Genomic DNA, 21,364 nt, shown 5'->3' with positions numbered 1-21,364 from the left:
ACATGCGAGCAACATTTACCATGCGATGGAAGCTTCTACCGCTTGCTGTCCTTCAGCGCCGCAAGCTTGGCGAAGGGGTTGGGGCGTGCCGGCGCCTCTTCCGGCTCCGCCTCTTCCTCCTGCACGAAGCTGATATCCAGCTCGGCGCCCGGCGCACGGGGATAGGGGTCGAGCGCGAGGGCGAGTTGCTCGGCCATGGCCTCCCCGAGTTCGAGCGCCTGGCCTTCCGTCAGGATTTCGTCCGGGCCGTCCGGGTCGTCATCCGGCTCCGCGTCCTTGGGCAGGAAGCGCAGATCCACCGGCTCATCGACATGCTGGGGCACCGGCTCCAGCGTCACCACGCAGGCCTGCACCACGTCCGCGGTCAGGCGCCCGCGCACGCGTATGGCGCCGCCGGGTTCCTGCCGCAGCCGCAGATTGGCCTTCAGCGCGTCTATCGCCAGGATGTTGAAGCGCTTCGCCAGGGCATCGCGCTCCTGCTGCGTCGCCTCCAGCTCCTCCCGCTTCTCCTGCCGTCCCACCGTACCCCAGGGCAGGGTCCGGGAGAATTCCGGCACCACCTCACTCATGCCACCACCTCCGGGAAATGCGCCTGTCCTTTGAGCAGCCTCTCGAGCGGCTGGCCCGCCAGCGCGTCATCGGCGGCGAAGGCGAGATCCGCCAGCCGGCGCGCCGCCGCGTCCCCGGCCTCCCGGCTGCCGCGCCAGACATTGCGGGCCAGCGCCTCGGCCAGGCCAGCACGGTCCCCCGCTGTCAGCGGCGCCTCGTAAGCCTGGGCGCGGCCGTGGAAGGCCTCCCACATATTTTTCACCCGCTTGGCAATGGACATGTCGCCCACTCCCATCTCACGCAGATTGGTATCCATATCCGCGAACATCGCGTCGAAGACGGCCTGCGCCAGCGCGGCGCCGCGCGGATCGGCATCCCGGTGCAGGCGGCGGATCAGCAGGGCGACATGCAGGCCCACCAGGTCGAAACGCCCGTCCAGCGTGTCCGGCACGCCCAGTTCGGCGAAAAAATAAGGCTGCCGCGCAGCGCGCACGGCGGCGCCGTACAATTCGAAGCCCCGGCGTTCATGCGGACGGCGGCGGAACAGGCCGAACAGGGCCATGATGTGCTGCGGCTCCTCTTTGATACAGCGCCAGACAGCAGGCGCCGGTTGACCCCGATGCGGGGCAGTGGCAATCGACCGAGCAGATGGACCGCAACCCGCCCCTGGTCAATCGTGGCGCAGGCGCCACGGCGGGCGCGGGTGAACCAGACCAGAGGACCGGCGCTCACATGGCCAGCAGCCAGAACCACCCTGCCCCGCCTGCGCGCCAGCCTTCGGCGCGCGCCGGGCTGCTCGTACCAGGATTGCTGGCCATCGGCCTGGCCGTGGCCGGCTGTTCGGTCTTCGAGGCGCCGCCGACCCAGCGCGGCAACCGCGTGGAACCGGAGCTGATCACCCAGCTCAACCCCGGCGTACAGACCAAGGCCGATGTGCGGGCGCTGCTGGGCTCGCCCAGCGCCACCGGCACTTTCGATGATTCGGAATGGTACTACATCAGCGCCGTCACCCGCATGCGCCCGGGCCGGAGCGAGGGGGTGGAGCAGCAGCGGGTGGTCGCCATGCAGTTCGACGCGGGCGGCGTGCTGCGGAATATCCGTGAACTGGGCCCCAGTGACATGCGGGACGTGCCTGTCGTCGAGCGCACCACCCCGGTGCCCGGCACCGACCGGACTCTGCTTCAGGCGCTGTTCGGCAATATCGGCCGCGTCGGCGGGCCCGGCATGAGCGCCGCCGATCAGGGCCCGGGCGCCGGCCCCGGCCGCTAGCCCGTGACAGGCGGGGCGCAGGGCGGCCACGGCTTTCCTGTGCCCGTCAGACAGGCCTTCCGGCCATAGTCGCCACGCATCCCTCAGGCCCGCCGCCGGGAACCAGTGTCCTTTCCCTGCGTTTATGACAGGCAGCTTGAGGGAGCGGATGATGACGAGTTCCAAGCATGCCAAAGGCGACCTGATCCACCGCGAGACCGAGCGGGGGCTGATGAGCGACACGCCCCGCCCGCCCGGTGACCTGGAGCGTGACCCCGGCATCAACTCCTCCAAGGGAGTTTTCGGGCGCGGCACCGACCCGATGGTGCTGCGGGGTGGGAATACCGATGAGGGGGACACGATGAACGATACCACCCCCCAGGGTGCCGCCGACCCCAGCCACCGGGGCCGCACCAACAAGTAACCCATGCATGGCGCGGCCAGCCGCGCCCTCCGGGCCAAGAGCCAGAACAGCGGAGCTACGCCATGGAACAACCGAACCAGGTCACCATCCATATCGGCGACACCGTCTATACCGGCAGCTACCGGGTCGAGGGCGGGCTCGTCCATGTCACCGCCGATGACTATGGCAGCGAGGAGAGCGCGCGTATCGACGACGCCGACCCGCACGACCTCGCCCAGATGCTGCTGCGGGAGATGGTCCGCCGCAAGGAAGACCTGTAGCCGGGTGCCTGCCCCGCTTTCTGGGAACCAGAACCGATCGGGAGACTTCGCATGGCTGATGCAACACGCATCGAGAAAGGCGAGATACAGGACCACATGCCCGTGGTGGGCAGCGATGGTCAGCCTTTCGGCACCGTCGATCATCTGGCGGGTGACTATATCAAGCTGAGCCGCAACGACCCGCAGGCGAATGGTCAGCACCATTATGTGCCGCTGAGCACCGTGACCGGGCTGGACGGGGGCGTGGTGCGTCTGTCCATGGACCCCGACGAGGCCGCCCGCTTCGGCCAGCCACGCGACGATGAACCCCATGGCAGCCGCGCGAAGGCCCGTGGCGCCATAGGTGAGCGCCAGCATGGCACCAGCGGACAGGCGCCTGGTCCTGGCGGCCGCCTCTCCTTCGGCGCACGCAATGTCGGCAGTGGCACATCATCCTGAAGGAGGGACGCATGCAGGACGGGATCGACCCCGCCATGGCTCATGACCCCGGCGACTCCGTGCCGGAGGGGGTCGCGGTGCAACAGCCCGCTCCTCTCACCGAGGAGGATCGGGCGGTGAAGAAGAAGCTTGAGGAACTGGGCGGAGACCCCCCGCCCGGAGGCGCATCGGAGCCGCAGAGGAAAGCCGGTGGCTGACACGCCCCAGGAGCCTTTGCTCCTTCCGGAAAATTCCACAGCCCTGGGCCGGGAATCGGAAAAGCGCCTATAAGGCGGCATGACCAAGGAAGCCAAAACCGCTCCGCCAGATGACCTGGTGAATGAGCGGGGAAACGTCGCGCGCCTCGCCATCGCCCAGGCCCTGGCCGGAGCCAATGCCACCGTCATCTATGCCACGGGTTCCGTCATCGGGAACACGCTGGCGCCCGATAAGGCGCTGGCCACCCTTCCCATCACGATCTTCGTGGTGGGGATGGCCACCTGCACCCTGCCCGCGGGGTTTGTCGCGCACCGCTTTGGCCGCCGGGCGGCATTCCTGCTCGGCACGGCCTTCGGTGTGACCGTCGGCCTGCTCGGCGCGCTGGCGGTGCTGCTGGGCTCCTTCTGGCTGTTCTGCGCGGCCACCTTCTTCGGCGGCGCCTATGCGGCCGTGGTGCTGAGCTTCCGCTTCGCCGCCGCCGACTGCGCCCCGCCGGAGCGCCGGGCGCGGGCGATCTCCGCGGTCATGGCGGGCGGTGTCTTTGCGGGCATCCTTGGGCCACAGCTCGTCACCCATACGATGTATCTGTGGCCGCCCTATCTCTTCGCGGCGACCTACCTCATCCAGGCCGGGGTGGCCGTGCTCTGCGCGCTGGTGCTGCTCGGCGTCCGCCTCCCCAGGCCGAAGGCCAGCGAGAGCGGCAGTGGCCGCCCCCTCGGCCTCATCGCGCGTGAGCCACGCTTCGTCAGCGCCGTGATGGTCGGCGCGGTCTCCTACCTCGTCATGAACTTTGTCATGACCTCCGCGCCGCTGGCGATGCGGCTCTGCGGCCTGTCACAGGATGACGCCAACCTGGGCCTGCAATGGCATGTCATCGCGATGTACGGCCCGTCCTTCTTCACCGGGCGCATCATCGCGCGCTTCGGCGCCCCCCGCGTCGTGCTCGCCGGCCTCCTTCTGCTCGCCTCCGCGGCGGCGGTAGGCCTGACGGGGCTGACCGTCGGCCACTTCTGGTTTTCCCTGATCCTGCTCGGCCTCGGCTGGAATTTCGGCTTCGTCGGCGCTTCCGCCATGGTGGTCGAATGCCACCGCCCAGAGGAACGGACCAAGGTGCAGGGCCTGAACGACTTCCTGGTCTTCGGCCTGATGGTGGTCGGCTCCTTCGCCTCGGGCGGGCTGCTGAACAGCTACGGTTGGGAGATGGTCTGCTGGGTCTCCATCCCGCCGCTTCTGGTCGCCGCCGCCACGCTCTGGGTAACGCGAGCCGCCCGGTTGCAGCCGGCCTCCTGAAGGCCGGCGCCGCCGTCAGCCATCAGGGCTGGCGGCGGCAGACCGCGATGCGGTCAGAAATGGCTCCATCCGCCATGATGGATGGGAAGCACGCCCCCTTCCGCATCCCGCACCACCACCTCAGGCTCACCGGTCAGGAAGCGGCCGATCCGCGTCACCGCTACGCCACAGGCGGCGGCGCGGGCCTCGATCTCAGCCGCTGCCTCGGGCGGGGCGGCGAAGAGAAGCTCGTAGTCGTCGCCACCGGTCAGTACGCGCGGCAGAAGGGCCGGCCGGTCCGCCAGCAGCGCCGCCGCCTCGGCCGAGAGCGGCACGCGGCCGGCCCCGATCTCGGCACCGCAACCGGAAGCGCGGCAGAGATGGCCGAGATCCTGCACCAGCCCGTCCGAGACATCCATTGCAGCGGTCGCCAGCCCCACCAGTGCCTGCCCGAGCGCCAGGCGCGGGCGCGGCAGGCGGTAACGGCCGGCGAGATGGCCCGTCGCCCCGCCCGGCACCTCTCCCAGCAGCACCGCCAGGCCCAGCGCGCCATCGCCGATAGTGCCGGAAACCCAGACATCCTGCCCGGGCCCTGCTCCCACCCGGCGGATGGCCTGCCCGGGCGCCACATGGCCGAGGATGGTCAGGGAGAGCGAGATGGGCCCGGGGGTGGAGGTGGTGTCGCCGCCCAGCAGGACGACCCCGAATTCCTTCTGATCCTCGGCCAGCCCGGCGGCGAAGCCTTCCAGCCAGCCGGGCGTGATCCCGCGCGGCAGGATGGTGGTCAGCAGATAGCCCAGGGGCGCCGCGCCCATGGCGGCGAGGTCGGAAAGATTGGTACGGAGCAGCTTGCGGCCGATGGTTTCCGGCGGGTCGTCCGGCAGGAAATGCACGCCGGAGACCATGGCATCGGCGGCCAGCACCATCTCCCGTCCCGGCGGCGGGGCCAGCACAGCGGCATCGTCCGAGAGATCGAGCGCGCCAGGGCCGGCGAGCGGGCGGAAATGGCGGGCGATCAGGGCGAATTCGGGCGGCAGGGTCATCGGGCGCCGTTCATGGCACGAAAACGCCCTTCTGCCAGCCCGGTTCGGGCTTGCACCCTAGCGCTGGAACTCCGCCCCGCGCAGGTGGCGGGCCAGGGCGTCCAGCACGCCATTGGCGAAGCGCGGCTCCTCACCCCCGAAGAAGCCGTGGGCGATGTCCATGTATTCGTTGATGACGACGCGCGCCGGCGGCTCCGCGGCCGAGGAGAATTCATAGGCTGCCGCGCGCAGCAGGGCGCGCAGCACCGGGTCCAGCCGGGCCACTGTCCAGTCCCGCGCCAGATGGCCGGCGATGACGCCGTCCAGCGTCTCCGCCTGCCCTGCCACGCCACGAACGATCCGGGTGAAGAGCGGCACGTCGACCGTGGGCACGCGCCCATCCTCGAACCCGCCGCCATCGGGGCCGAGGCGGTGGCGGACGAACTGGTCGATGACCGCCTCGGGGCTCTCGCCGCTCTGGTCGCTCTGAAACAGGGCCTGGATGGCGGCGACGCGCGCGCCGGTGCGCGGCCGGCCCGGCGGTGGCGCCGGGCGGGACTTCTTCTGGGCAGGGGTATTCATTTGATGCCCCATCTGCGCGCCAGCGCGATCTGGGTCAACAGCGCAAAGGCCGCCTCCCCGCCTTTGTTGTGGCGGTCGTCGGCGCTGCGGGCCTCGGCCTGGTCCAGGCTTTCTACCGTCAGCAGCCCGAAGCCCAGCGGCACGCCAGTCTCGCCGCTGATATCCATGACGCCCTGGCAGACCGCCTCGCAGATGAACTGGTAGTGGTCGGTCTCGCCCTTCACGACGCAGCCGTGCAGCAGGAAGCCGTCCCAGCCGGGGGCGACCTTCAGCGCCATCCGCAGCGCCGCCGGCAGCTCGTAAGCACCGGCCACGTCCACCACCTCCAGGTGGCAGCCCGCTTCCGTCAGCATCTTCTCGGCGCCCCGGCGCATGCCGGAGACCACGCCCTCGTAATAGGGGGCCTGGATCAGCAGGATGCGCGGCGCGGGGCCGGGAATGGCGGGGGTGCTGCGCTCGGGCGCGTCGACGGTGCTCATGCCGCGCCTTCCTCGTTCTCGGCGCCACCGTCAATGGGGCGGGTTTCCAGCACGGCCAGACCGTAACCCTCCAGCCCGACGATGGCCTTGGGGTGGTTGGAGAGGAGGATCATCTCCTTCACGCCCAGATCGGCCAGGATCTGCGCGCCGATGCCGTAGTCCCGCAGCTCCGGCGGCGCCGTGCGGTCGCGCCCGGCGCGGACGCGCTCGGAGATCGCGGTGGGCTTGATGTCGCGGATGATCACCACCGCGCCGCGTCCGGCGGCCGAGATCTCGGCCATCGAGCGCTGCAGGTCATGCGGGCCCTTCATGCCGATGATGTCCTGCAGCACGTTCACGGCATGCATCCGCACCAGCGTCGGGCCGGGGCGGGAGAGGTCGCCCTTCACCAGCGCCACATGCTCCCCGTAGTCCAGGGTATTGGCATAGACGATCAGCCGCCACTCGCCCTGGCCATGGGGGTCCGGCATCCGGCCTTCCTCGACGCGCTTCACCAGCCGCTCCGTGCGGCGGCGGTGCGCGATGAGGTCGGCGATGGTGCCGAGCTTCAGGCCATGGTGCTGCGCGAAGGACACCAGGTCCGGCAGCCGCGCCATGGTGCCGTCCTCGTTCATGATCTCGCAGATCACGCCGGCCGGGTTCAGCCCGGCCATGCGGGCGAAATCCACTGCCGCCTCGGTATGCCCGGCGCGGACCAGCGTGCCGCCCTCCCGCGCCACCAGCGGGAAGACATGGCCGGGGGTGACGATATCCTCCCGCTTGGTCTCCGGATTGACGGCGACCGCGATGGTGCGGGCGCGGTCGGCGGCGGAAATGCCGGTGGTCACCCCTTCCCGCGCCTCGATCGAGACGGTGAAGGCGGTCTGGTGCCGGGTGCCATTGGCCTGGGCCATCAGCGGCAGGCCCAGCTGCTCCACCCGGTTGCGCGTCATGGCCAGGCAGATCAGGCCACGGGCGAAGCGGGCCATGAAGTTGATGGCATCCGGCGTCGCGAACTGGGCGGGGATGACCAGGTCGCCCTCGTTTTCCCGGTCCTCGTCATCGACCAGGATGAACATGCGGCCGCGCCGTGCCTCCTCCAGCAGCTCCTCGGTGGGACTGAGAAACTGCTGGTAGGAGGTCTGGTGGGTGGCGATGCTCATGAGTTGAACTCCCGCAGCCGGGCGACGTAGCGCGCCAGCATGTCGATCTCGATATTCACGCGCCGGCCCGGCGCCAGTTCCCCGAGGGTGGTGACGGAGGTGGTGTGGGGGATGACATTCACCCCGAAGCTGGCGCCCTCCACCTCATTCACCGTCAGCGAGACGCCGTCCACCGTCACGGAGCCCTTGGGCGCCACGAAGCGCGCCAGCCCCTCCGGCAGCTGGAAGCGCCAGCGGGTGGAGCCATTCTCCGGCGTGCCGGACAGCACCTCGGCCATCCCGTCGACATGGCCGGAGACGACATGGCCGCCCATCTCGTCGCCCATCTTCAGCGCGCGCTCCAGATTGATGCGCGAGCCGGGCTTCCAGCTACCCAGAGAGGTCTTGGAGAGGCTCTCGGCCGAGACATCGGCCGTGAAACGGTCTTCCTCCAGCGTCACCACCGTCAGGCAGCAGCCGGAACAGGCGATGGAAGCGCCGATCTCCGCCCCCTTCAGCCAGCCCTGAGGCGTCTCGATGGCCAGGCGCATGTCCTGACCTTCCCCGATAGGGTCGATGGCGGCGACGACGCCGATGGCGGTGATGATGCCGGTGAACATTCTTCAGGCAGCCTCGAATTCGCTGAGCAGGTCGGGACCCAGCGCGGCGGCGGAGACCCGGCGGAATCTGGGCATGGCGGAGAGCATGTCCAGCGGAAGCGCGTCTGCGGCCGGCCGTCCATCCGCGCCCATGACGGCGGGAGCATGGAACCAGGCCAGCCGGTCCACCAGCCCCGCGCGCAGCAGCCCGGCAGCCAGCGCCGCGCCGCCCTCCGCGAAGACGCGGGTGACGCCGCGTACGGCCAGGGCGCGCAGCAGGGCGGGCAGGTCCAGCCCGGCGCCGGATTCCGCCGCCGGCAGCTCGACGATCTCGGCCCCGCGGGCACGCAGCGCCGCCAGGGCATCATCCGGCTGGCCGGGCCGCGTGGCGATCCAGACCGGCGCGGGATGGTCGAACAGCCGCGCGGTGGGCGGCGTGCGCAGCCGCGCATCGGCCACCACGCGGACCGTCGGCGTAGGGGCGGCGCCTGGCAGGCGGCAGCGCAGATCAGGGTCGTCCGCCAGCAGCGTGCCGCTGCCGACCAGCACGGCATCATGCCGCGCCCGCAGCGCATGCACGGCGCGGCGCGCCTGGGGGCCAGTGATCCAGCGGCTCTCCCCCGTACGGGTGGCGATACGGCCATCCAACGTGCTGGCCAGCTTCAGCGTCACCAGGGGCAGCCCGGCCGAGACACGCTTGATGAAGCCGGCGGCCAGGGCGGCAGCTTCAGCCTCCAGCACCCCGGCCTCAACGGCGATGCCGGCATCCTGCAGCAGGCGCAGGCCACGGCCATCGACGCGCGGATCGGGGTCGCGCAGCGCCACCACGACGCGGGCGACGCCGGCCGCGATCAGCGCATCCGTGCAGGGCGGCGTACGGCCCCAGTGGCAGCAGGGCTCCAGGGTCACATAGGCGGTGGCGCCACGGGCGGCCTCGCCCGCGCGGCGCAGGGCTTCTGTCTCGGCATGGGGGCGGCCGCCGGGGGCGGTCCAGCCGCGCCCGACCACCACGCCGTCCCGCACGATGACGCAGCCCACCGCCGGGTTCGGCCAAGTATTGCCGAGGCCACGCGCCGCCAGTGACAAGGCCGCGCGCATATGCGCCTCGTCCTCCACCCGATGTCGTGAGGCGGCGTCCATCTCAGGCCGCGAGCGGAGCCGGAGGGGTGGCCATGGGCGTGGACAGCGGTTTGGCCAGCACGCTGTGGCGCAGCATGGCCTCCAGCACCGGTTCCGGCCGCAGGCCCGCGTCCTGCAGCACATAGCCACGACGGCGGAACAGCCCCAGGGCGCGCAGCTGGCCGCTCGGCACCCGCACCCGCAGGCGGGAGGCGCCGTGGCTCGCCAGATGCGTTTCCATCGCCCTCAGCAGGGCCGAGCCAGCGCCCTGGCCCATGGCGCTTGGCGCGACCCAGAGGCCCAGCAGCCGGGCCGGCGGATCACTGTCGGTCGGCAGGACAGCCAGGGCACAGCCGAGCGACACGCCGCCGGCCTCGGCCAGCAGCAGCGGACCGGGGGTGCTGGCGAAGAAGCAGTTGAAGCGCGCCGCATCGGCCCGCTGGCGCAGCTCGGGGGGCAGCAGCGCCGCCAGCCCCTGTGCATAGGCAGCGGCGGAGAGCGTCGCCAGCGCCGGGCGGTCAGCCAGCGTCGCCGGGCGGATAGCGAAAGCCCCGTCCGAATGAAAAGCCGCGATGCGGCCGGCGACGCGCGGGAGAGGCACCGCCGGAAATGCGAAATTCACCACGTGTTCTCAGCCGTTATCGGGGTCTGTGGACTTGCCGAGGGCCCCCAGGAATGCCTGGAAGTCCTTGGCCTCACGAAAATTGCGGTAGACGGAGGCGAAGCGGACATAAGCGACGGGGTCCAGTTCCTTCAACGTCTCCATCACCATTTCACCGATGGCGCGACTGGCGATCTCGCTCTCGCCCTCAGCTTCCAGGCGGCGCTGGATGCCGTTGACGATGCGTTCCACCCGGTCCTCGTCGACCGGCCGCTTCCGCAGGGCCACGCGGATGGAGCGGGCCAGCTTCTCCCGGTCGAAGGGCACGCGGCGGTTGTCCGACTTCACCACCGTCAGCTCGCGCAATGTCACGCGTTCGAAGGTAGTGAAGCGGGCGCCGCAGGAGGGGCAGGACCGACGGCGACGGATGGACGCCCCGTCATCGGCCGGGCGGCTGTCCTTCACTTGCGTATCCTCGCTGCCGCAGAAGGGACAGCGCATTTCCCCCGTCCCCTTCCCGCCGCCTCAGGCCTTGTAGATCGGGAAGCGGGCGCAGAGATCGAGCACCTGCTGCCCGACCGCCTTTTCCACCGCCTCGTTGGCTTCCGGCGCATTGGCCTGGGCCAGGCCCTTCAGCACCTGCCCGATCAGGCGGCCGATCTCGCGGAACTCCGCCTCGCCCAGCCCGCGGGTCGTGCCGGCGGGGCTGCCGAGCCGGATGCCGGAGGTGACCGCCGGCTTCGCCGGGTCGAAGGGAATGGCGTTCTTGTTGCAGGTCAGGTGGGCGCGGCCCAGCGCGGCCTCGGCGGCCTTGCCGGTCAGGTTCATCGGCCGCAGGTCCACCAGCATCAGGTGGTTGTCGGTGCCGCCGGTGACGATGCCGGCGCCCTGGGCCTTCAGCTCCTCGGCCAGGGCCTTGGCATTGGCCACCACCTGCCGGGCATAGACGCGGAACTCGGGGCGCAGCGCCTCCGCGAAGGCAACGGCCTTGGCGGCGATCACATGCATCAGCGGCCCGCCCTGCAGGCCAGGGAAGACGGCGCTGTTGATCTTCTTCGCCAGCGCCTCGTCATTCGTCATGATCATGCCGCCGCGCGGGCCCCGCAGGGTCTTGTGCGTGGTGGTGGTGACGATATGGGCGTGCGGCACCGGGCTCTCATGCGCGCCGCCGGCCACGAGGCCGGCGAAATGCGCCATGTCCACCATGAAATAGGCGCCGACCTCATCGGCGATCTGGCGGAAGCGGGCGAAATCCCAGGCGCGGGAATAGGCGGAACCACCGGCCACGATGACCTTGGGGCGGGATTCGCGCGCGATGCGGGCGACCTCGTCCATATCGATCATCTGGTCTTCCTGCCGCACCGTGTAGGGCGCGACCTTGAACCACTTGCCGGACTGGTTGGCGGCGGAGCCATGGGTCAGGTGGCCGCCGGCGGCCAGATCCAGGCCCATGAAAGTATCGCCCGGCTGCATCAGGGCGAAGAAGACGGCCTGATTGGCCTGGGCGCCGCTATGCGGCTGCACATTGACGAAGTTCACGCCGAAGAGCTGCTTGGCGCGCTCGATCGCCAGCGTCTCGACCACGTCCACATACTCGCAGCCGCCGTAGTAGCGGCGGCCCGGATAGCCCTCGGCATATTTATTGGTCAGGACTGAGCCCTGGGCTTCCAGCACGGCGCGGGAGACGATGTTCTCGCTGGCGATCAGCTCGATGCCGTCCTGCTGCCGCACCAGCTCCTGCCCGATGGCCTCCAGGATCTGCGGATCGGCCGCCGAAAGCGGAGCGGAGAAGAAGCGGCTGACGCCAGCCAGGGGAGAGAGGTCGTTCATCGGCTCAGGCCTCCTGGCCCGTGGAAGAAGCAGCGTCGGGAAGGTTGATCTTGGCAACCCGGCGCGCGTGGCGCCCACCCTCGTAGGGCGTGCTCAGGAAGGCTGCGAGGCTGTCCAGCACCACTTCCGGCCCCGTGGTGCGGGCGCCGAAGCAGGCGATATTGGCATCGTTATGGGCCCGGGTCAGGCGGGCCTCGGTGGTGTTGTGCACGACCACGGCGCGGATGCCCGGGTGGCGGTTGGCGGCGATGGACATGCCGATGCCCGTGCCGCAGACCAGAACGCCGAAGGCGGCGTCGCCCTTGGTCACGGACTGCGCCACCTGATGGGCGAAGTCCGGGTAGTCGACGCTGCCGTCGCCATGGGTACCGAAGTCGCGGACCGGGTGGCCCGCGGCTTCGAGCGCCGCGCGCAGGCTGTCCTTGAGGGCGACGCCGGCATGGTCGGCGCCGATGGCGATGGGGGTCTCGGCCGGATTCATGGCGCCTCCGTTACCACGGCTCGGGGCTTCGTGAAACATGGACCACCAGAGCTTGGGTGCAAGGCCGAAGCGCAGGGCTGGCATGGCCTTCTTGTCTTTCCCCGCCGGCGGAGCCGTGGCACTGAGCCACTCTCCTGCCGAGAGGACCCGTGATGACCATGCCAACCGGCGCTTTTCCCCAGCTGCGCCCCCGCCGAAACCGCTACGATGCCTGGACCCGCCGGCTGGTGGCGGAGAACCGCCTTTCGGTGGATGACCTGATCTGGCCGATCTTCGTCATGGAAGGCAGCGGCGCGCGGGTTTCCGATGTCGGCTCCATGCCCGGCGTGCAGCGGGTGACGCTGGAGGCGCTGGCGCGCCATGTGGCGCCAGCGGCGGAGCTGGGCATCCCGGCCATTGCCCTCTTCCCCATGACCCCCGCGGAGAAGAAGGACGCCGAAGGCACCGAGGCCAAGAACCCGGACAACCTGATGTGCCGGGCAGCGCGACTGCTGAAGCAGGAGTTCCCGGACCTCGGCCTGATCGGCGACGTGGCGCTGGACCCCTATACCGACCATGGCCATGACGGCGTGATCCGTGACGGCTATGTCGCCAATGACGAGTCCCTGGAGGTGCTGGCCGCCCAGGCCGTGGTGCAGGCCGAGGCCGGGATCGACGTCATCGCCCCCTCGGACATGATGGACGGGCGCGTGGGCGCCATCCGCGGCGCGCTGGATGCCAAGGGGCTGATCCATACCCGCATCATGTCCTACGCGGCCAAATACGCATCGGCCTTCTACGGCCCCTTCCGGGATGCCGTCGGCTCCGGCGGCGCGCTGAAGGGCGACAAGAAGACCTACCAGATGAACCCCGCCAATTCCGACGAGGCCCTGCGCGAGGTGGCGCTGGATCTTTCGGAAGGTGCGGATATGGTCATGGTCAAGCCCGGCATGCCTTATCTGGACATCGTCCAGCGGGTGAAGGCGGAATTCCGGGTGCCGACCTTCGCCTACCAGGTCAGCGGCGAATACGCGATGATCATGGCCGCCGTGCAGAACGGCTGGCTGGACCGGGAAAAGGCCATGCTGGAAAGCCTGATGGCCTTCAAGCGGGCCGGGGCCGACGGAGTGCTGAGCTATTTCGCGGTGGACGCGGCCCGCGCCCTGCGCGACCGCTGAGGCTGGGGCGGGCCCGCGCCGGGCCCGCCATGCGCTGCCGCCACGCCACCGCCGGCAGCCTCCGGGGCGCCAGACCATCGGGGTCCGGGGCCCTGAACTCCGCCTGGACCACCCGGAGCCGGGTGGATTAGCCTGCCGTGCTCTGCCCAGCATCGAAGGCAAGCCTGGCGTTGCCGACCCATGACGACTAGAGCCTGGAACCCGGAGGTGGCGAGATGACGCGTCGCGATCCAGAGATCGTACGTCTTCCGAGCGCCCATGCCTTCGCCGACACGCTCGGGCGCCTGCGGGCGGCATTGGAGAGTAAGGGTTACAGGATCTTTGCCACGATCGACCATTGCGCCGCCGCGCGGTCGGTCGGGCTCGATATGCCGCCGACGACCGTGCTGATCTTCGGCAATCCGCGAGGCGGTACGGCCTTGATGCTGGCCGCGCCGGATTTCGCGCTGGAGCTTCCGCTCCGGGTCCTCGTCAGGGAGGACGAGACCGGGCAGACCTGGGTGGCCTACAACTCCGCCGGAACCCTTGAGGGCCGGCACGGCCTGCCGCCCGGGATGACCGAGCGGCTGGCGCCCGCGGGCAAGGCCATCGCCGAGGCAGTGGCAGCCCCGGCCGGGCCGTGATCCGCTAGCCCCTCAGGAAGCCCCGGATCATGCCGGTCTGCGCCGGGTCCATCAGCGCGGGCGCATGGCCGCAGCCTGGAATCGTCTCCAGCACCACGCCCGGTTTGGTGGCCATACGGGTGGCCGTGGCCTCCGAGAGCAGCGTGCTCTGGGCGCCGCGCAGCAGCAGCACAGGCAGGTTCAGAGAGTCCCAGAGCGGCCACATCACCGCATCCTGAGGCCGGGGCGCCGCCTTGAACGGCACGGCGATGGCGGGGTCGTAATGCTGCACGACCCGCCCCTGCGGCGTCATTCGCGCGGAGGTCTCCGCCAGATGTCGCCATTCGGCGGGCGAAAGCTGGCCGAAGCCGGCATGGATGACGCGCAGATGCGCCTCCAGCGCCGCGATATCGGCGAATTCCTTCCGGTTGCCGATATAGGCGCCGATCATCGCCAGGGAAAATGCGGGAATCTCCGCGCCCACATCGTTCAGCACCATGCGGCGCATGGCGTGGTTCGGCAGGCTGGCGAGCCCCATGCCGATCAACCCGCCCATGGAGGTTCCGACCCAGTCATACTGGCCCAGTTCTGCCAGCAGCGGCGACAGCACGGCGATGTAGGTGGGAACGGCATAGAGATGGCCATCCGGCAGCCAGGAGGAGAGGCCGCGCCCCGGGATATCCGGGCAGATGACGCGGCGCCCATCCTCGGCCAGTTCACGGGCCAGGGTGTCGAAGTCCCGCCCCGTGCGCGTCAGGCCATGGACACAGACCACCGGCGGGCCGTCTGCCGGCCCCCATTCGGCCCAGCGGAGATCCACCGGGCCGAAAGGCAGTGCGACGCGCAGCGCGCCGATGCGGGGGTCAGACAATCCTGTCCGCCTTGAGCTTCTCGATCTCCGCCGCGCTCATGCCGATGGAGGCCAGCACCTCCTCCGTATGCTGCCCCAGCAACGGGGCGGCGGAACGGTAGTCCGGCGGCGTGGCGGAGAGCTTCACGGGGTTGGCGATGACCGTGACATCCTGGCCGGAGGCATGCGGCATCGTCACCAGCATCTCCCGCGCCTTCACATGCGGATCGGCGAAGACGCGGTCCAGCGTGTTGATCGGGCCGCAGCCGATCTTCAGCGCCTCCAGCTTCGCGATCCATTCGTCGGTCGGCTTGGTCTTCGTCAGCGCCGTCAGCGTCTCCGTCACCAGGGCGCGGTTGCCGACGCGCGCGGCATTGGTGGCGTAACGCTCATCGGCCAGCAGGTGTTCCAGGCCGAAGTTCTTGCAGAAGCGCTCGAAGGTCGGGTCGTTGCCGATGGAGAGCACCATGTAGCCATCAGCCGTCGGGAAGACCTGGTAGGGCACGATGTTCGGGTGCTGGTTGCCCAGGCGCGGCGGGTTCTGGCCGGTGGCCAGGTAGTTCATGCCCTGGTTGGCCAGCCAGGCCACATGGGTGTCCAGCATGCCGATATCGATCTGCTGCCCCTGCCCCGTCGCCTGCTTGTGCCGCAGCGCCGCCAGGATGCCGATGGTGCCGTAGAGGCCGGCGAAGAGGTCGGCGACGGGAATGCCGACCTTCTGCGGTTCGCCCTCCGGCTCGCCGGTCAGGGACATGACGCCACCCATCGCCTGGATCAGCGCGTCGTAGCCCGGACGCGGCGCATAGGGGCCGGTCTGGCCGAAGCCGGTGATGGAGCAGTAGATCAGCCCGGGATACTTCTCCTTCAGCTGGTCGTAGCCCAGGCCGTACTTGGCCAGGGCGCCAACCTTGAAGTTCTCCACCAGAATATCCGCCGTCTCCAGCAGCTTATGGACAATCGCCTGAGCTTCGGGCTTGGCGATGTCGAGGGTGATGGACTTCTTGTTGCGGTTGACGCCGACGAAATAGGCGCTCTCCCGCGTGTCGGGCATGTAGGGGGGCGCGAAGCCGCGCGTGTCGTCGCCAGCCTCGGGGCGCTCGATCTTGATCACCTCGGCACCCAGGTCGCCCAGCATCTGGGTGCAGGTGGGGCCGGCCAGCACGCGGGTCAGGTCAACGACGCGCAGGCCCTTCAGCGGTCCGGTCGGTTCGGTCATGGCATCCACTTCTTTCTGATTCGGTATCGACTTCACAGCCAGCCCGGCACGATCAGCACCGCCCAGGCCAGAGCCGGACCCGCCACGACGACCAGACCACTATAGATCAGGAATCGCCGGAACAACCGCTCACGCTCACCTTCCGGCGCATTGGCCAGGACCAGCGCGCCATTGGTCGAGAAGGGGCTGACATCGACGATGGTCGCCGAAATGGCAAGGGAGGCGATCATCCCGACAGCGCCGATCTCTCCGCCCGCCAGGAAGGGCACGGCCAGCGGAATGATGGCACCGAGCACGCCGGTCGAGGAAGCGAAGGCCGAGACAACGCCGCCGATATAGCAGAGCAGCAAAGCGGCCATCAGCGGCGAGCCCAGCCCGGCCACGCCGTTGGAGACGCTGTCGATGGCCCCGGATGTCTGCAGCACGCCGACATAGGTGATGACGCCGGCGATCAGCAGCACGGTGGACCAGCTGACCTTGTCGATGGCGCCCTTCTGCGCGTTGGGCGCCAGCAGCGCCAGAAGGACGGCGATGGTGATGGCGACCATGCCGACATTCAGCCCGAAGGCCAGCGAGCCCACGCCCAGGATCACCAGCCCGATCAGCGTCAGGATCTGCTCGCGCGTCGCGCCCTTGGGGATGTGGTGCTCGGCATTCGGCGCGGCGGGGACGCCGCCATGGCCGGTCATGGGCAGAGAGGCACGGTCGCCCTCCTCCAGTTCCCCATCCGTCCCGGTATCGCGCCGGCCGATCAGCCTGGCGCCGCCGAAGACGAAGAAGACGGCGATGGCCACGACAAGGTTGAAGATGAGGCTGGCCAGGAACAACGCCGTCTCATCGCCCGGCAGGCCGGCGCGGTTGACGATCTGGTTGGTGATGCCGCCATAGATGCTGATGGGCGAGAAGCCGCCGCCCTGGGCGCCATGCACCACCAGCAGGCCCATCATCAGCGGGTCGATCCGGTAGTGTCGGGCGAAGCGCAGGGCGATGGGGGCGATGATCGCCACCGCCGCCGGGCTGACCGCGCCGATGGACGTCAGCACCGCCGCCACGCCGAACATCACCCAGGGAATGGCTGCGATATGCCCGCGCACCATCCGCACGGCCCAGTGCACCAGCAGGTCGATGGTGCCGTTCTTCTGCGCGATGGCGAAGAGATAGGTGATACCCACGAGCGTCACGAAAAGATCGCCGGGAAAACCAGCCAGGATGGCATTGGCGCTCATCCCGACGAAAAAGGTACCGACCAGGAATGCCAGCGCGAAGGCCAGGGCACCCATGTTGATCGGTAGCGCCGTGCCCACGATGAACATGACGACCAGCCCCAGGATCGAGGCGATGGCAGGAGACACAGCGGACGTTCCTTATCTTGCTCTCACTCAGGTCTTCGGCACCGTGGCCCGCCCTCAGGCGGCGGGCTTCTCGCCAGTCTCGGCACCACCGAGCAGCCGGGGCAGATAGCCAGCGCGCCCCTTCGGCGGCGTCAGCGCGGGCAGTGCCAGCATGGCATCCACCGCCGCCGAGCGCGCCACGGCGCCGGAGCGGGTGAAGGCCTCGTGGTTGGCCTCGATGCTATCGGGGTCGTAGAGGTAGTTCACCATGATCCCGTAGGACTCGGTCATGCCACGGGGGGCGGTATTACCCAGCCAGTTGATTCGCTCAAGCCGCGCGCCGTTACCCAGATGAAAGCGTGCCACCGGGTCGATCGCGCCGATGCCGGAATTCGGCCGGGTCAGGTATTCGGCGGCGAGGCGCATCAGCGCCGGGCGCAGCGCGGCCTCCCTCGCAGGGTCCAGCCACCATTCGCCCGAAGCCAGTTCCTCCAGCAGCACCGCGATGGCGGGCGCCTCGGCGCCCTCTTCCGGCGTCCGCAGGGCCAGGATGGCCGCTTCCTCCTCCGCGCGCAGGGTATCTCCGCTGCGCTCCAGCCGCCGCTTCAACCAGCGGCGGAAGCCCGGCACGGGTGAGAGGGTGGAGAAAGCCTTCAACTGCGGTAGCTCGGCTTTCAGCTCCTCCACCACCTGCTTGATCAGGAAGTTGCCGAAGCTGATGCCGCGCAGCCCCTCCTGGCAGTTGGAGATGGAATAGAAGATGGCGGTATCGACATCCGGCGTCATGCCATCGGCGGGGGCCAGCAGCGGCTGGATGGCGCTGGCCAGGCCCTTCACCAGCGCGACCTCGACGAAGATCAGCGGCTCGCCCGGCAACGCCCGGTGGAAGAAGGCGAAGCAGCGGCGGTCCGGCGCCAGCCGGCGGCGCAGGTCTTCCCACCCCTGGATCTCATGCACCGCCTCATAGGTGATGAGCTTCTCCAGGATCGAGGCCGGCGTCTCCCAGTCGATCCGCCGCAGTTCCAGGAATCCGCGGTTGAACCAGGAGAGGAAGAGGTGCTGCAGGTCGGCGTCCAGCGGCTTCAGCTCGGGCTGCCGCTTCAGTTCCGCCAGCAGCTCCCGCCGCATCTCCACCAGGGAGGCGGTCCCGCCGGGCGCCATGTTCATCCGGCGCAGCACTTCCTGCCGGGGCGGCTCCGCCTTCTCGAAGAGGGTCATGGCGCGGGCGGCGGAGGGTTCTTCCAGATAGGCCTGGGCGGCGGCGCGCAGCGTGGCCTCGTCCGGCACGAATTCGGTGGCCAGGAAGCGGCAGAAGGCGGAGCGGTCCTCGGCGTTCAGGCTATGCAGCACCGAGAGCAGCTCGCGCGCCACGGCGGCACCGGAGGCCTCGCCCCGCTCCGAGAGCAGGGAGCGCGCCAGCAGCTCGGCCCGGACCAGGGGCGGGCGGGCAATGCCGGGCACATCCGCATAGGGGCGGCCACGATCAGCGATGCTGGACCACAGCCGCTCCAGCCAAGTGCGGGCGCCCAGGGTGATGGAGATCGGCACGAGCTTTGTTTCCCCGTGATGGTGGCGTCGCGGACACTATCCGACACATTTCGCGATCAACGGAACGCAAATATGCGGGCGCAGCACAAAAATGCCGTTGCGAATGCAGATCAGCTAGGTTTTGGCCCGCCGCATATACTGAGCCAGGGCAGCGCTGGCCGTCAGCATATGCATCCGCATCAGCTGGGCGGCCTCCTCTCCCGCTCCGCGCAGAACCTGTTCCAGGATCGCGCCATGCTCGGTGAAGCTGCGCTGGATGCGCCGGTCCTCATGGAACTGAGCGCGGCGGTAAGGCGCGAGGCGCAGGCGCAGCGCCATGGCATGTTCGGCCAGCACGCCGTTATGGGTGCCGCGATAGAGCAGGTTGTGGAAGGCGCGGTTATAGGCGTCATAGGCGTCCAGCGCATCCTCGCTGGGGTGGAAGTCCGCGTGCAGGGATTGCAGCGCGAAACGCTCCGTCGCCGTCATGCGGAAGGTCGAGAGGCGGGCGCACATCGCCTCCGTCTCGGCCATCAGCTCGAAAAGCTCGGCCAACTGCTCCAGGGTGACGGTGGCGACGCGGGCGCCGCGACGCGGCTCGATGACCACCAGCCCGGCAGCGGCCAGTTCCCGCAGCGCCTCGCGCGCCGGGGTGCGGGAGGCACCGAAGCGCTCGGCCAGCGCGCTTTCGTCAATGACGCTGCCGGGGGCCAGGCGCCCGGCGGTGATGTCGTCGGCCAGCCGCAGGCGGATGGTCTCGGCCAATGTGGTTGCGATACGGGTCATGCTGGCGTGATGCTGCCCCGGCCAGGGCCGCAACGAAAGAGGCCGGTGGCCCAGCTTGCGATCATGCTCTCTCCGGCGCATGGTCCGCGACCTGTTACAATCCGGAAGGAACATCCATGCTCGACCATCCGAACCCCGCTCCGGAGAGCCCGACCCTCGATCCCTTCGCCCTGGCGAAGGCGATCTCCGGGTATCATTTCATTGGTGGGCGCTACACCCCGGCCCGATCCGGCCGCCGTTTCGACGTGGTGAACCCCGCGACCGGCGAGGCCGTGGCCCAGGCCGCCGATGGCGATGCCACCGATGTGGAAGCCGCTGTCACCGACGCGGCGCGGGCGCAGAAGGAATGGGCCAGGGTGCCCGCCCGCAAGCGCGGGGCGATGGTTTATCAGGCCGCCAGCCTGATCCGCGAGCATGTCGAGGAACTGGCCCGGCTGGTGGCGCTGGAGACCGGCAAGGCGCTGCGCACCGAAAGCCGCGTGGAAGCCAATAACGTCGCCGACATCTTCGAGTTCTTCGGCGGGCTGGGCGGCGAGCTGAAGGGCGAGACGGTGCCCTTCGGCCCCGAGGTGCTGAACATCACGGTGCGGGAGCCGCTGGGCGTGGTGGGCGCCATCATCCCCTGGAACATCCCGATGATGCTTATGGCGCTGAAGGCCGCGCCGGCCATCGTCGCCGGCAATACGGTTGTGGTGAAGTCGGCCGAGGAAGCGCCGCTGGCCGTGCTGCGCATCGTGGAGCTGATGAACCGCGTGCTGCCGCCGGGCGTGTTCAACATCCTCTCCGGCCAGGGCCCGGAATGCGGCGCGCCGCTGGTGGCCCATAAGCTGGTGAAGAAAGTGACCTTCACCGGCTCCGTCGAGACCGGCAAGATCATCGCCCGCGGCTGCGCCGACAAGCTGATCCCGGTGACGCTGGAGCTGGGCGGCAAGTCTCCCATGATCGTCTTCGCCGATTGCGACTTCGAGAAGACGGTGGCCGGCGCCCTTACCTCTATGCGCTTCACCCGCCAGGGGCAGAGCTGCACGGCGGCTTCCCGCATTTTCGTCGAGCGCCCGATCTACGAGAAGTTCGTGGCCGAGATGGCCAGGCGCGTCGACGCCATGGTGATGGGCGACCCGCTGGACGAGAAGACGGATATCGGCACCATCATCTCGCCCGAGCAGTTCTCCAAGGTGCGCGGCTTCATCGAGGAAGGCGAGAAGACCGCCGGCGCCACCGGCCGCGCCTGCTCCGCCATGCCTGAGGACCCGGCGCTGAAGAAGGGCCTGTTCATCCAGCCTTATATCTTCACAGGCCTGGACAAGAGCAGCCGCCTGGTGCGCGAGGAGATCTTCGGCCCCGTCACCGTCGTCTTCCCCTTCCACGACGCGGAAGCCGTGCTGGCCGAGGCCAATGACAGCGAGTTCGGCCTCGCCGCCACGGTCTGGACCAACAACATGAAGATCGCGCTGCGCTTCGCCCATGCGCTGGAGGCCGGGCTGGTGCAGGTGAACCAGAACCTGGTGGTGCAGCCGAACCTCTCCTATGGCGGCGTCAAGGCCTCAGGCCTCGGCAAGGAAGCCAGCCTGGAATCCATGCTGGAGCACTTCACGCACAAGAAGACCATCATGGTGAACATGGCCTGAGGGCCGGATTGTCCCGGCGCGCGGCGGTATCCAACCCGCCGCGCGCA

Annotated in this window: 26 protein-coding genes; 9 read left to right on the top strand and 17 right to left on the bottom strand. The window is 69.1% G+C overall.

The annotated features are described in order from the left end of the window. Positions 1 to 35 precede the first annotated feature (35 nt). Both IAI58_RS10185 and IAI58_RS10180 read right to left on the bottom strand, forming a co-directional pair. Complete coding sequence (locus tag IAI58_RS10185; protein WP_207445933.1) at positions 36 to 569, bottom strand: YceD family protein; 534 nt, start codon at positions 567 to 569, stop codon at positions 36 to 38. Continuing rightward, a complete protein-coding gene (locus IAI58_RS10180) occupies positions 566 to 1,111 on the bottom strand; it encodes a ubiquinol-cytochrome C chaperone family protein (protein WP_207445932.1) in 546 nt (181 codons plus the stop codon). The genes IAI58_RS10185 and IAI58_RS10180 overlap by 4 nt, the downstream gene beginning before the upstream one ends. 170 nt (positions 1,112 to 1,281) lie before the next feature. Between IAI58_RS10180 and IAI58_RS10175 the strand changes: the two genes are divergently transcribed. The 6 genes from IAI58_RS10175 (at position 1,282) to IAI58_RS10150 (ending at position 4,407) form a co-directional block, all read left to right on the top strand. Then, positions 1,282 to 1,818 carry an outer membrane protein assembly factor BamE gene (locus IAI58_RS10175; protein ID WP_207445931.1) on the top strand — a complete coding sequence of 179 codons (537 nt, stop codon included), beginning with the start codon at positions 1,282 to 1,284 and terminating at the stop codon, positions 1,816 to 1,818. Between the two features lie 148 nt (positions 1,819 to 1,966). Continuing rightward, entirely contained in the window at positions 1,967 to 2,221 is a 255-nt protein-coding gene (locus tag IAI58_RS10170) for a hypothetical protein (RefSeq protein WP_208775926.1), read from the top strand. A gap of 62 nt (positions 2,222 to 2,283) precedes the next feature. Continuing rightward, positions 2,284 to 2,481, top strand: coding sequence for a hypothetical protein (locus IAI58_RS10165; protein WP_207445929.1), 198 nt, complete (start codon positions 2,284 to 2,286; stop codon positions 2,479 to 2,481). Between the two features lie 51 nt (positions 2,482 to 2,532). After that, complete coding sequence (locus tag IAI58_RS10160) at positions 2,533 to 2,919, top strand: DUF2171 domain-containing protein (protein ID WP_207445928.1); 387 nt, start codon at positions 2,533 to 2,535, stop codon at positions 2,917 to 2,919. Between the two features lie 11 nt (positions 2,920 to 2,930). Further along, positions 2,931 to 3,116: a hypothetical protein gene (locus IAI58_RS10155; RefSeq protein ID WP_207445927.1), complete on the top strand. Its 186-nt coding sequence runs from the start codon at positions 2,931 to 2,933 to the stop codon at positions 3,114 to 3,116. Positions 3,117 to 3,195: 79 nt separating this feature from the next. Then, positions 3,196 to 4,407, top strand: a complete 1,212-nt coding sequence (locus IAI58_RS10150; RefSeq protein ID WP_207445926.1) for an MFS transporter — start codon at positions 3,196 to 3,198, stop codon at positions 4,405 to 4,407. Between the two features lie 53 nt (positions 4,408 to 4,460). On the opposite strand, the gene thiL is transcribed toward IAI58_RS10150, so the two are convergent. Genes thiL through rpiB form a run of 10 tightly spaced genes read right to left on the bottom strand, consistent with a single transcriptional unit; the run spans position 4,461 to position 12,220 of the window. Then, positions 4,461 to 5,429, bottom strand: a complete 969-nt coding sequence (gene thiL, locus IAI58_RS10145; protein WP_207445925.1) for a thiamine-phosphate kinase — start codon at positions 5,427 to 5,429, stop codon at positions 4,461 to 4,463. A gap of 57 nt (positions 5,430 to 5,486) precedes the next feature. After that, positions 5,487 to 5,990, bottom strand: coding sequence for a transcription antitermination factor NusB (nusB, locus tag IAI58_RS10140; RefSeq protein WP_207445924.1), 504 nt, complete (start codon positions 5,988 to 5,990; stop codon positions 5,487 to 5,489). After that, positions 5,987 to 6,469 (bottom strand): 6,7-dimethyl-8-ribityllumazine synthase, encoded by a 483-nt coding sequence (gene ribH / locus IAI58_RS10135; RefSeq protein ID WP_207445923.1) that lies wholly within the window; start codon positions 6,467 to 6,469, stop codon positions 5,987 to 5,989. Before ribH ends, nusB begins: the two co-directional genes overlap by 4 nt. Continuing rightward, complete coding sequence (ribB, locus tag IAI58_RS10130; RefSeq protein ID WP_207445922.1) at positions 6,466 to 7,611, bottom strand: 3,4-dihydroxy-2-butanone-4-phosphate synthase; 1,146 nt, start codon at positions 7,609 to 7,611, stop codon at positions 6,466 to 6,468. Before ribB ends, ribH begins: the two co-directional genes overlap by 4 nt. Next, positions 7,608 to 8,210 carry a riboflavin synthase gene (locus tag IAI58_RS10125; protein WP_207445921.1) on the bottom strand — a complete coding sequence of 201 codons (603 nt, stop codon included), beginning with the start codon at positions 8,208 to 8,210 and terminating at the stop codon, positions 7,608 to 7,610. Before IAI58_RS10125 ends, ribB begins: the two co-directional genes overlap by 4 nt. A 3-nt stretch (positions 8,211 to 8,213) precedes the next feature. Continuing rightward, positions 8,214 to 9,287: a bifunctional diaminohydroxyphosphoribosylaminopyrimidine deaminase/5-amino-6-(5-phosphoribosylamino)uracil reductase RibD gene (gene ribD, locus IAI58_RS10120; RefSeq protein ID WP_207445920.1), complete on the bottom strand. Its 1,074-nt coding sequence runs from the start codon at positions 9,285 to 9,287 to the stop codon at positions 8,214 to 8,216. A 43-nt stretch (positions 9,288 to 9,330) separates the two neighbouring features. After that, complete coding sequence (locus tag IAI58_RS10115; protein ID WP_207445919.1) at positions 9,331 to 9,930, bottom strand: GNAT family N-acetyltransferase; 600 nt, start codon at positions 9,928 to 9,930, stop codon at positions 9,331 to 9,333. 9 nt (positions 9,931 to 9,939) lie between these two features. Next, on the bottom strand, positions 9,940 to 10,410 hold the full coding sequence (gene nrdR, locus IAI58_RS10110) for a transcriptional regulator NrdR (RefSeq protein WP_207445918.1): 471 nt from the start codon (positions 10,408 to 10,410) through the stop codon (positions 9,940 to 9,942). Between the two features lie 24 nt (positions 10,411 to 10,434). Further along, positions 10,435 to 11,739: a serine hydroxymethyltransferase gene (gene glyA / locus IAI58_RS10105; RefSeq protein ID WP_207445917.1), complete on the bottom strand. Its 1,305-nt coding sequence runs from the start codon at positions 11,737 to 11,739 to the stop codon at positions 10,435 to 10,437. Positions 11,740 to 11,743: 4 nt separating this feature from the next. Then, complete coding sequence (gene rpiB, locus IAI58_RS10100) at positions 11,744 to 12,220, bottom strand: ribose 5-phosphate isomerase B (protein ID WP_207445916.1); 477 nt, start codon at positions 12,218 to 12,220, stop codon at positions 11,744 to 11,746. Positions 12,221 to 12,378: 158 nt separating this feature from the next. On the opposite strand from rpiB, the gene hemB reads away from it, so the two are divergent. Both hemB and IAI58_RS10090 read left to right on the top strand, forming a co-directional pair. Further along, positions 12,379 to 13,377: a porphobilinogen synthase gene (gene hemB, locus IAI58_RS10095; protein WP_207446084.1), complete on the top strand. Its 999-nt coding sequence runs from the start codon at positions 12,379 to 12,381 to the stop codon at positions 13,375 to 13,377. A gap of 215 nt (positions 13,378 to 13,592) precedes the next feature. Then, the gene (locus IAI58_RS10090; RefSeq protein WP_207445915.1) at positions 13,593 to 14,000 is read left to right on the top strand and encodes a DUF302 domain-containing protein; all 408 of its coding nucleotides are present in this window, start codon (positions 13,593 to 13,595) and stop codon (positions 13,998 to 14,000) included. 4 nt (positions 14,001 to 14,004) lie between these two features. On the opposite strand, the gene IAI58_RS10085 is transcribed toward IAI58_RS10090, so the two are convergent. The 5 genes from IAI58_RS10085 to IAI58_RS10065 all read right to left on the bottom strand — a co-directional run bounded on the left by IAI58_RS10085 (position 14,005) and on the right by IAI58_RS10065 (position 19,689). Beyond that, positions 14,005 to 14,850, bottom strand: a complete 846-nt coding sequence (locus IAI58_RS10085; RefSeq protein WP_207445914.1) for an alpha/beta fold hydrolase — start codon at positions 14,848 to 14,850, stop codon at positions 14,005 to 14,007. After that, the gene (locus IAI58_RS10080) at positions 14,843 to 16,045 is read right to left on the bottom strand and encodes a CaiB/BaiF CoA transferase family protein (protein WP_207445913.1); all 1,203 of its coding nucleotides are present in this window, start codon (positions 16,043 to 16,045) and stop codon (positions 14,843 to 14,845) included. The genes IAI58_RS10085 and IAI58_RS10080 overlap by 8 nt, the downstream gene beginning before the upstream one ends. A 32-nt stretch (positions 16,046 to 16,077) precedes the next feature. Then, entirely contained in the window at positions 16,078 to 17,397 is a 1,320-nt protein-coding gene (locus IAI58_RS10075; RefSeq protein WP_237182835.1) for an SLC13 family permease, read from the bottom strand. A gap of 54 nt (positions 17,398 to 17,451) precedes the next feature. Then, positions 17,452 to 18,924 (bottom strand): malonyl-CoA decarboxylase, encoded by a 1,473-nt coding sequence (locus IAI58_RS10070; protein WP_207445912.1) that lies wholly within the window; start codon positions 18,922 to 18,924, stop codon positions 17,452 to 17,454. Between the two features lie 114 nt (positions 18,925 to 19,038). After that, positions 19,039 to 19,689: a GntR family transcriptional regulator gene (locus tag IAI58_RS10065; RefSeq protein ID WP_207445911.1), complete on the bottom strand. Its 651-nt coding sequence runs from the start codon at positions 19,687 to 19,689 to the stop codon at positions 19,039 to 19,041. A 116-nt stretch (positions 19,690 to 19,805) separates the two neighbouring features. Between IAI58_RS10065 and IAI58_RS10060 the strand changes: the two genes are divergently transcribed. Next, positions 19,806 to 21,317: an aldehyde dehydrogenase family protein gene (locus IAI58_RS10060; RefSeq protein WP_207445910.1), complete on the top strand. Its 1,512-nt coding sequence runs from the start codon at positions 19,806 to 19,808 to the stop codon at positions 21,315 to 21,317. Positions 21,318 to 21,364: the final 47 nt, after the last annotated feature.

The sequence above is a fragment of the Roseomonas marmotae genome, assembly GCF_017654485.1.
GTDB lineage: Bacteria > Pseudomonadota > Alphaproteobacteria > Acetobacterales > Acetobacteraceae > Pseudoroseomonas > Pseudoroseomonas marmotae.
The sequence above is the reverse complement of the archived record's forward strand: the minus strand, read 5'-3'. Positions and strand labels throughout refer to the sequence as shown.

Bases quoted from the DNA above. Each gene is read 5' to 3' on its own strand.
- IAI58_RS10185 (WP_207445933.1), bottom strand. From the start codon at position 569: ATGAGTGAGGTGGTGCCGGAATTCTCCCGGACCCTGCCCTGGGGTACG.
- IAI58_RS10180 (WP_207445932.1), bottom strand. From the start codon at position 1,111: ATGGCCCTGTTCGGCCTGTTCCGCCGCCGTCCGCATGAACGCCGGGGC.
- IAI58_RS10175 (WP_207445931.1), top strand. From the start codon at position 1,282: ATGGCCAGCAGCCAGAACCACCCTGCCCCGCCTGCGCGCCAGCCTTCG.
- IAI58_RS10170 (WP_208775926.1), top strand. From the start codon at position 1,967: ATGATGACGAGTTCCAAGCATGCCAAAGGCGACCTGATCCACCGCGAG.
- IAI58_RS10165 (WP_207445929.1), top strand. From the start codon at position 2,284: ATGGAACAACCGAACCAGGTCACCATCCATATCGGCGACACCGTCTAT.
- IAI58_RS10160 (WP_207445928.1), top strand. From the start codon at position 2,533: ATGGCTGATGCAACACGCATCGAGAAAGGCGAGATACAGGACCACATG.
- IAI58_RS10155 (WP_207445927.1), top strand. From the start codon at position 2,931: ATGCAGGACGGGATCGACCCCGCCATGGCTCATGACCCCGGCGACTCC.
- IAI58_RS10150 (WP_207445926.1), top strand. From the start codon at position 3,196: ATGACCAAGGAAGCCAAAACCGCTCCGCCAGATGACCTGGTGAATGAG.
- thiL (WP_207445925.1), bottom strand. From the start codon at position 5,429: ATGACCCTGCCGCCCGAATTCGCCCTGATCGCCCGCCATTTCCGCCCG.
- nusB (WP_207445924.1), bottom strand. From the start codon at position 5,990: ATGAATACCCCTGCCCAGAAGAAGTCCCGCCCGGCGCCACCGCCGGGC.
- ribH (WP_207445923.1), bottom strand. From the start codon at position 6,469: ATGAGCACCGTCGACGCGCCCGAGCGCAGCACCCCCGCCATTCCCGGC.
- ribB (WP_207445922.1), bottom strand. From the start codon at position 7,611: ATGAGCATCGCCACCCACCAGACCTCCTACCAGCAGTTTCTCAGTCCC.
- IAI58_RS10125 (WP_207445921.1), bottom strand. From the start codon at position 8,210: ATGTTCACCGGCATCATCACCGCCATCGGCGTCGTCGCCGCCATCGAC.
- ribD (WP_207445920.1), bottom strand. From the start codon at position 9,287: ATGCGCGCGGCCTTGTCACTGGCGGCGCGTGGCCTCGGCAATACTTGG.
- nrdR (WP_207445918.1), bottom strand. From the start codon at position 10,410: ATGCGCTGTCCCTTCTGCGGCAGCGAGGATACGCAAGTGAAGGACAGC.
- glyA (WP_207445917.1), bottom strand. From the start codon at position 11,739: ATGAACGACCTCTCTCCCCTGGCTGGCGTCAGCCGCTTCTTCTCCGCT.
- rpiB (WP_207445916.1), bottom strand. From the start codon at position 12,220: ATGAATCCGGCCGAGACCCCCATCGCCATCGGCGCCGACCATGCCGGC.
- hemB (WP_207446084.1), top strand. From the start codon at position 12,379: ATGCCAACCGGCGCTTTTCCCCAGCTGCGCCCCCGCCGAAACCGCTAC.
- IAI58_RS10090 (WP_207445915.1), top strand. From the start codon at position 13,593: ATGACGCGTCGCGATCCAGAGATCGTACGTCTTCCGAGCGCCCATGCC.
- IAI58_RS10080 (WP_207445913.1), bottom strand. From the start codon at position 16,045: ATGACCGAACCGACCGGACCGCTGAAGGGCCTGCGCGTCGTTGACCTG.
- IAI58_RS10065 (WP_207445911.1), bottom strand. From the start codon at position 19,689: ATGACCCGTATCGCAACCACATTGGCCGAGACCATCCGCCTGCGGCTG.
- IAI58_RS10060 (WP_207445910.1), top strand. From the start codon at position 19,806: ATGCTCGACCATCCGAACCCCGCTCCGGAGAGCCCGACCCTCGATCCC.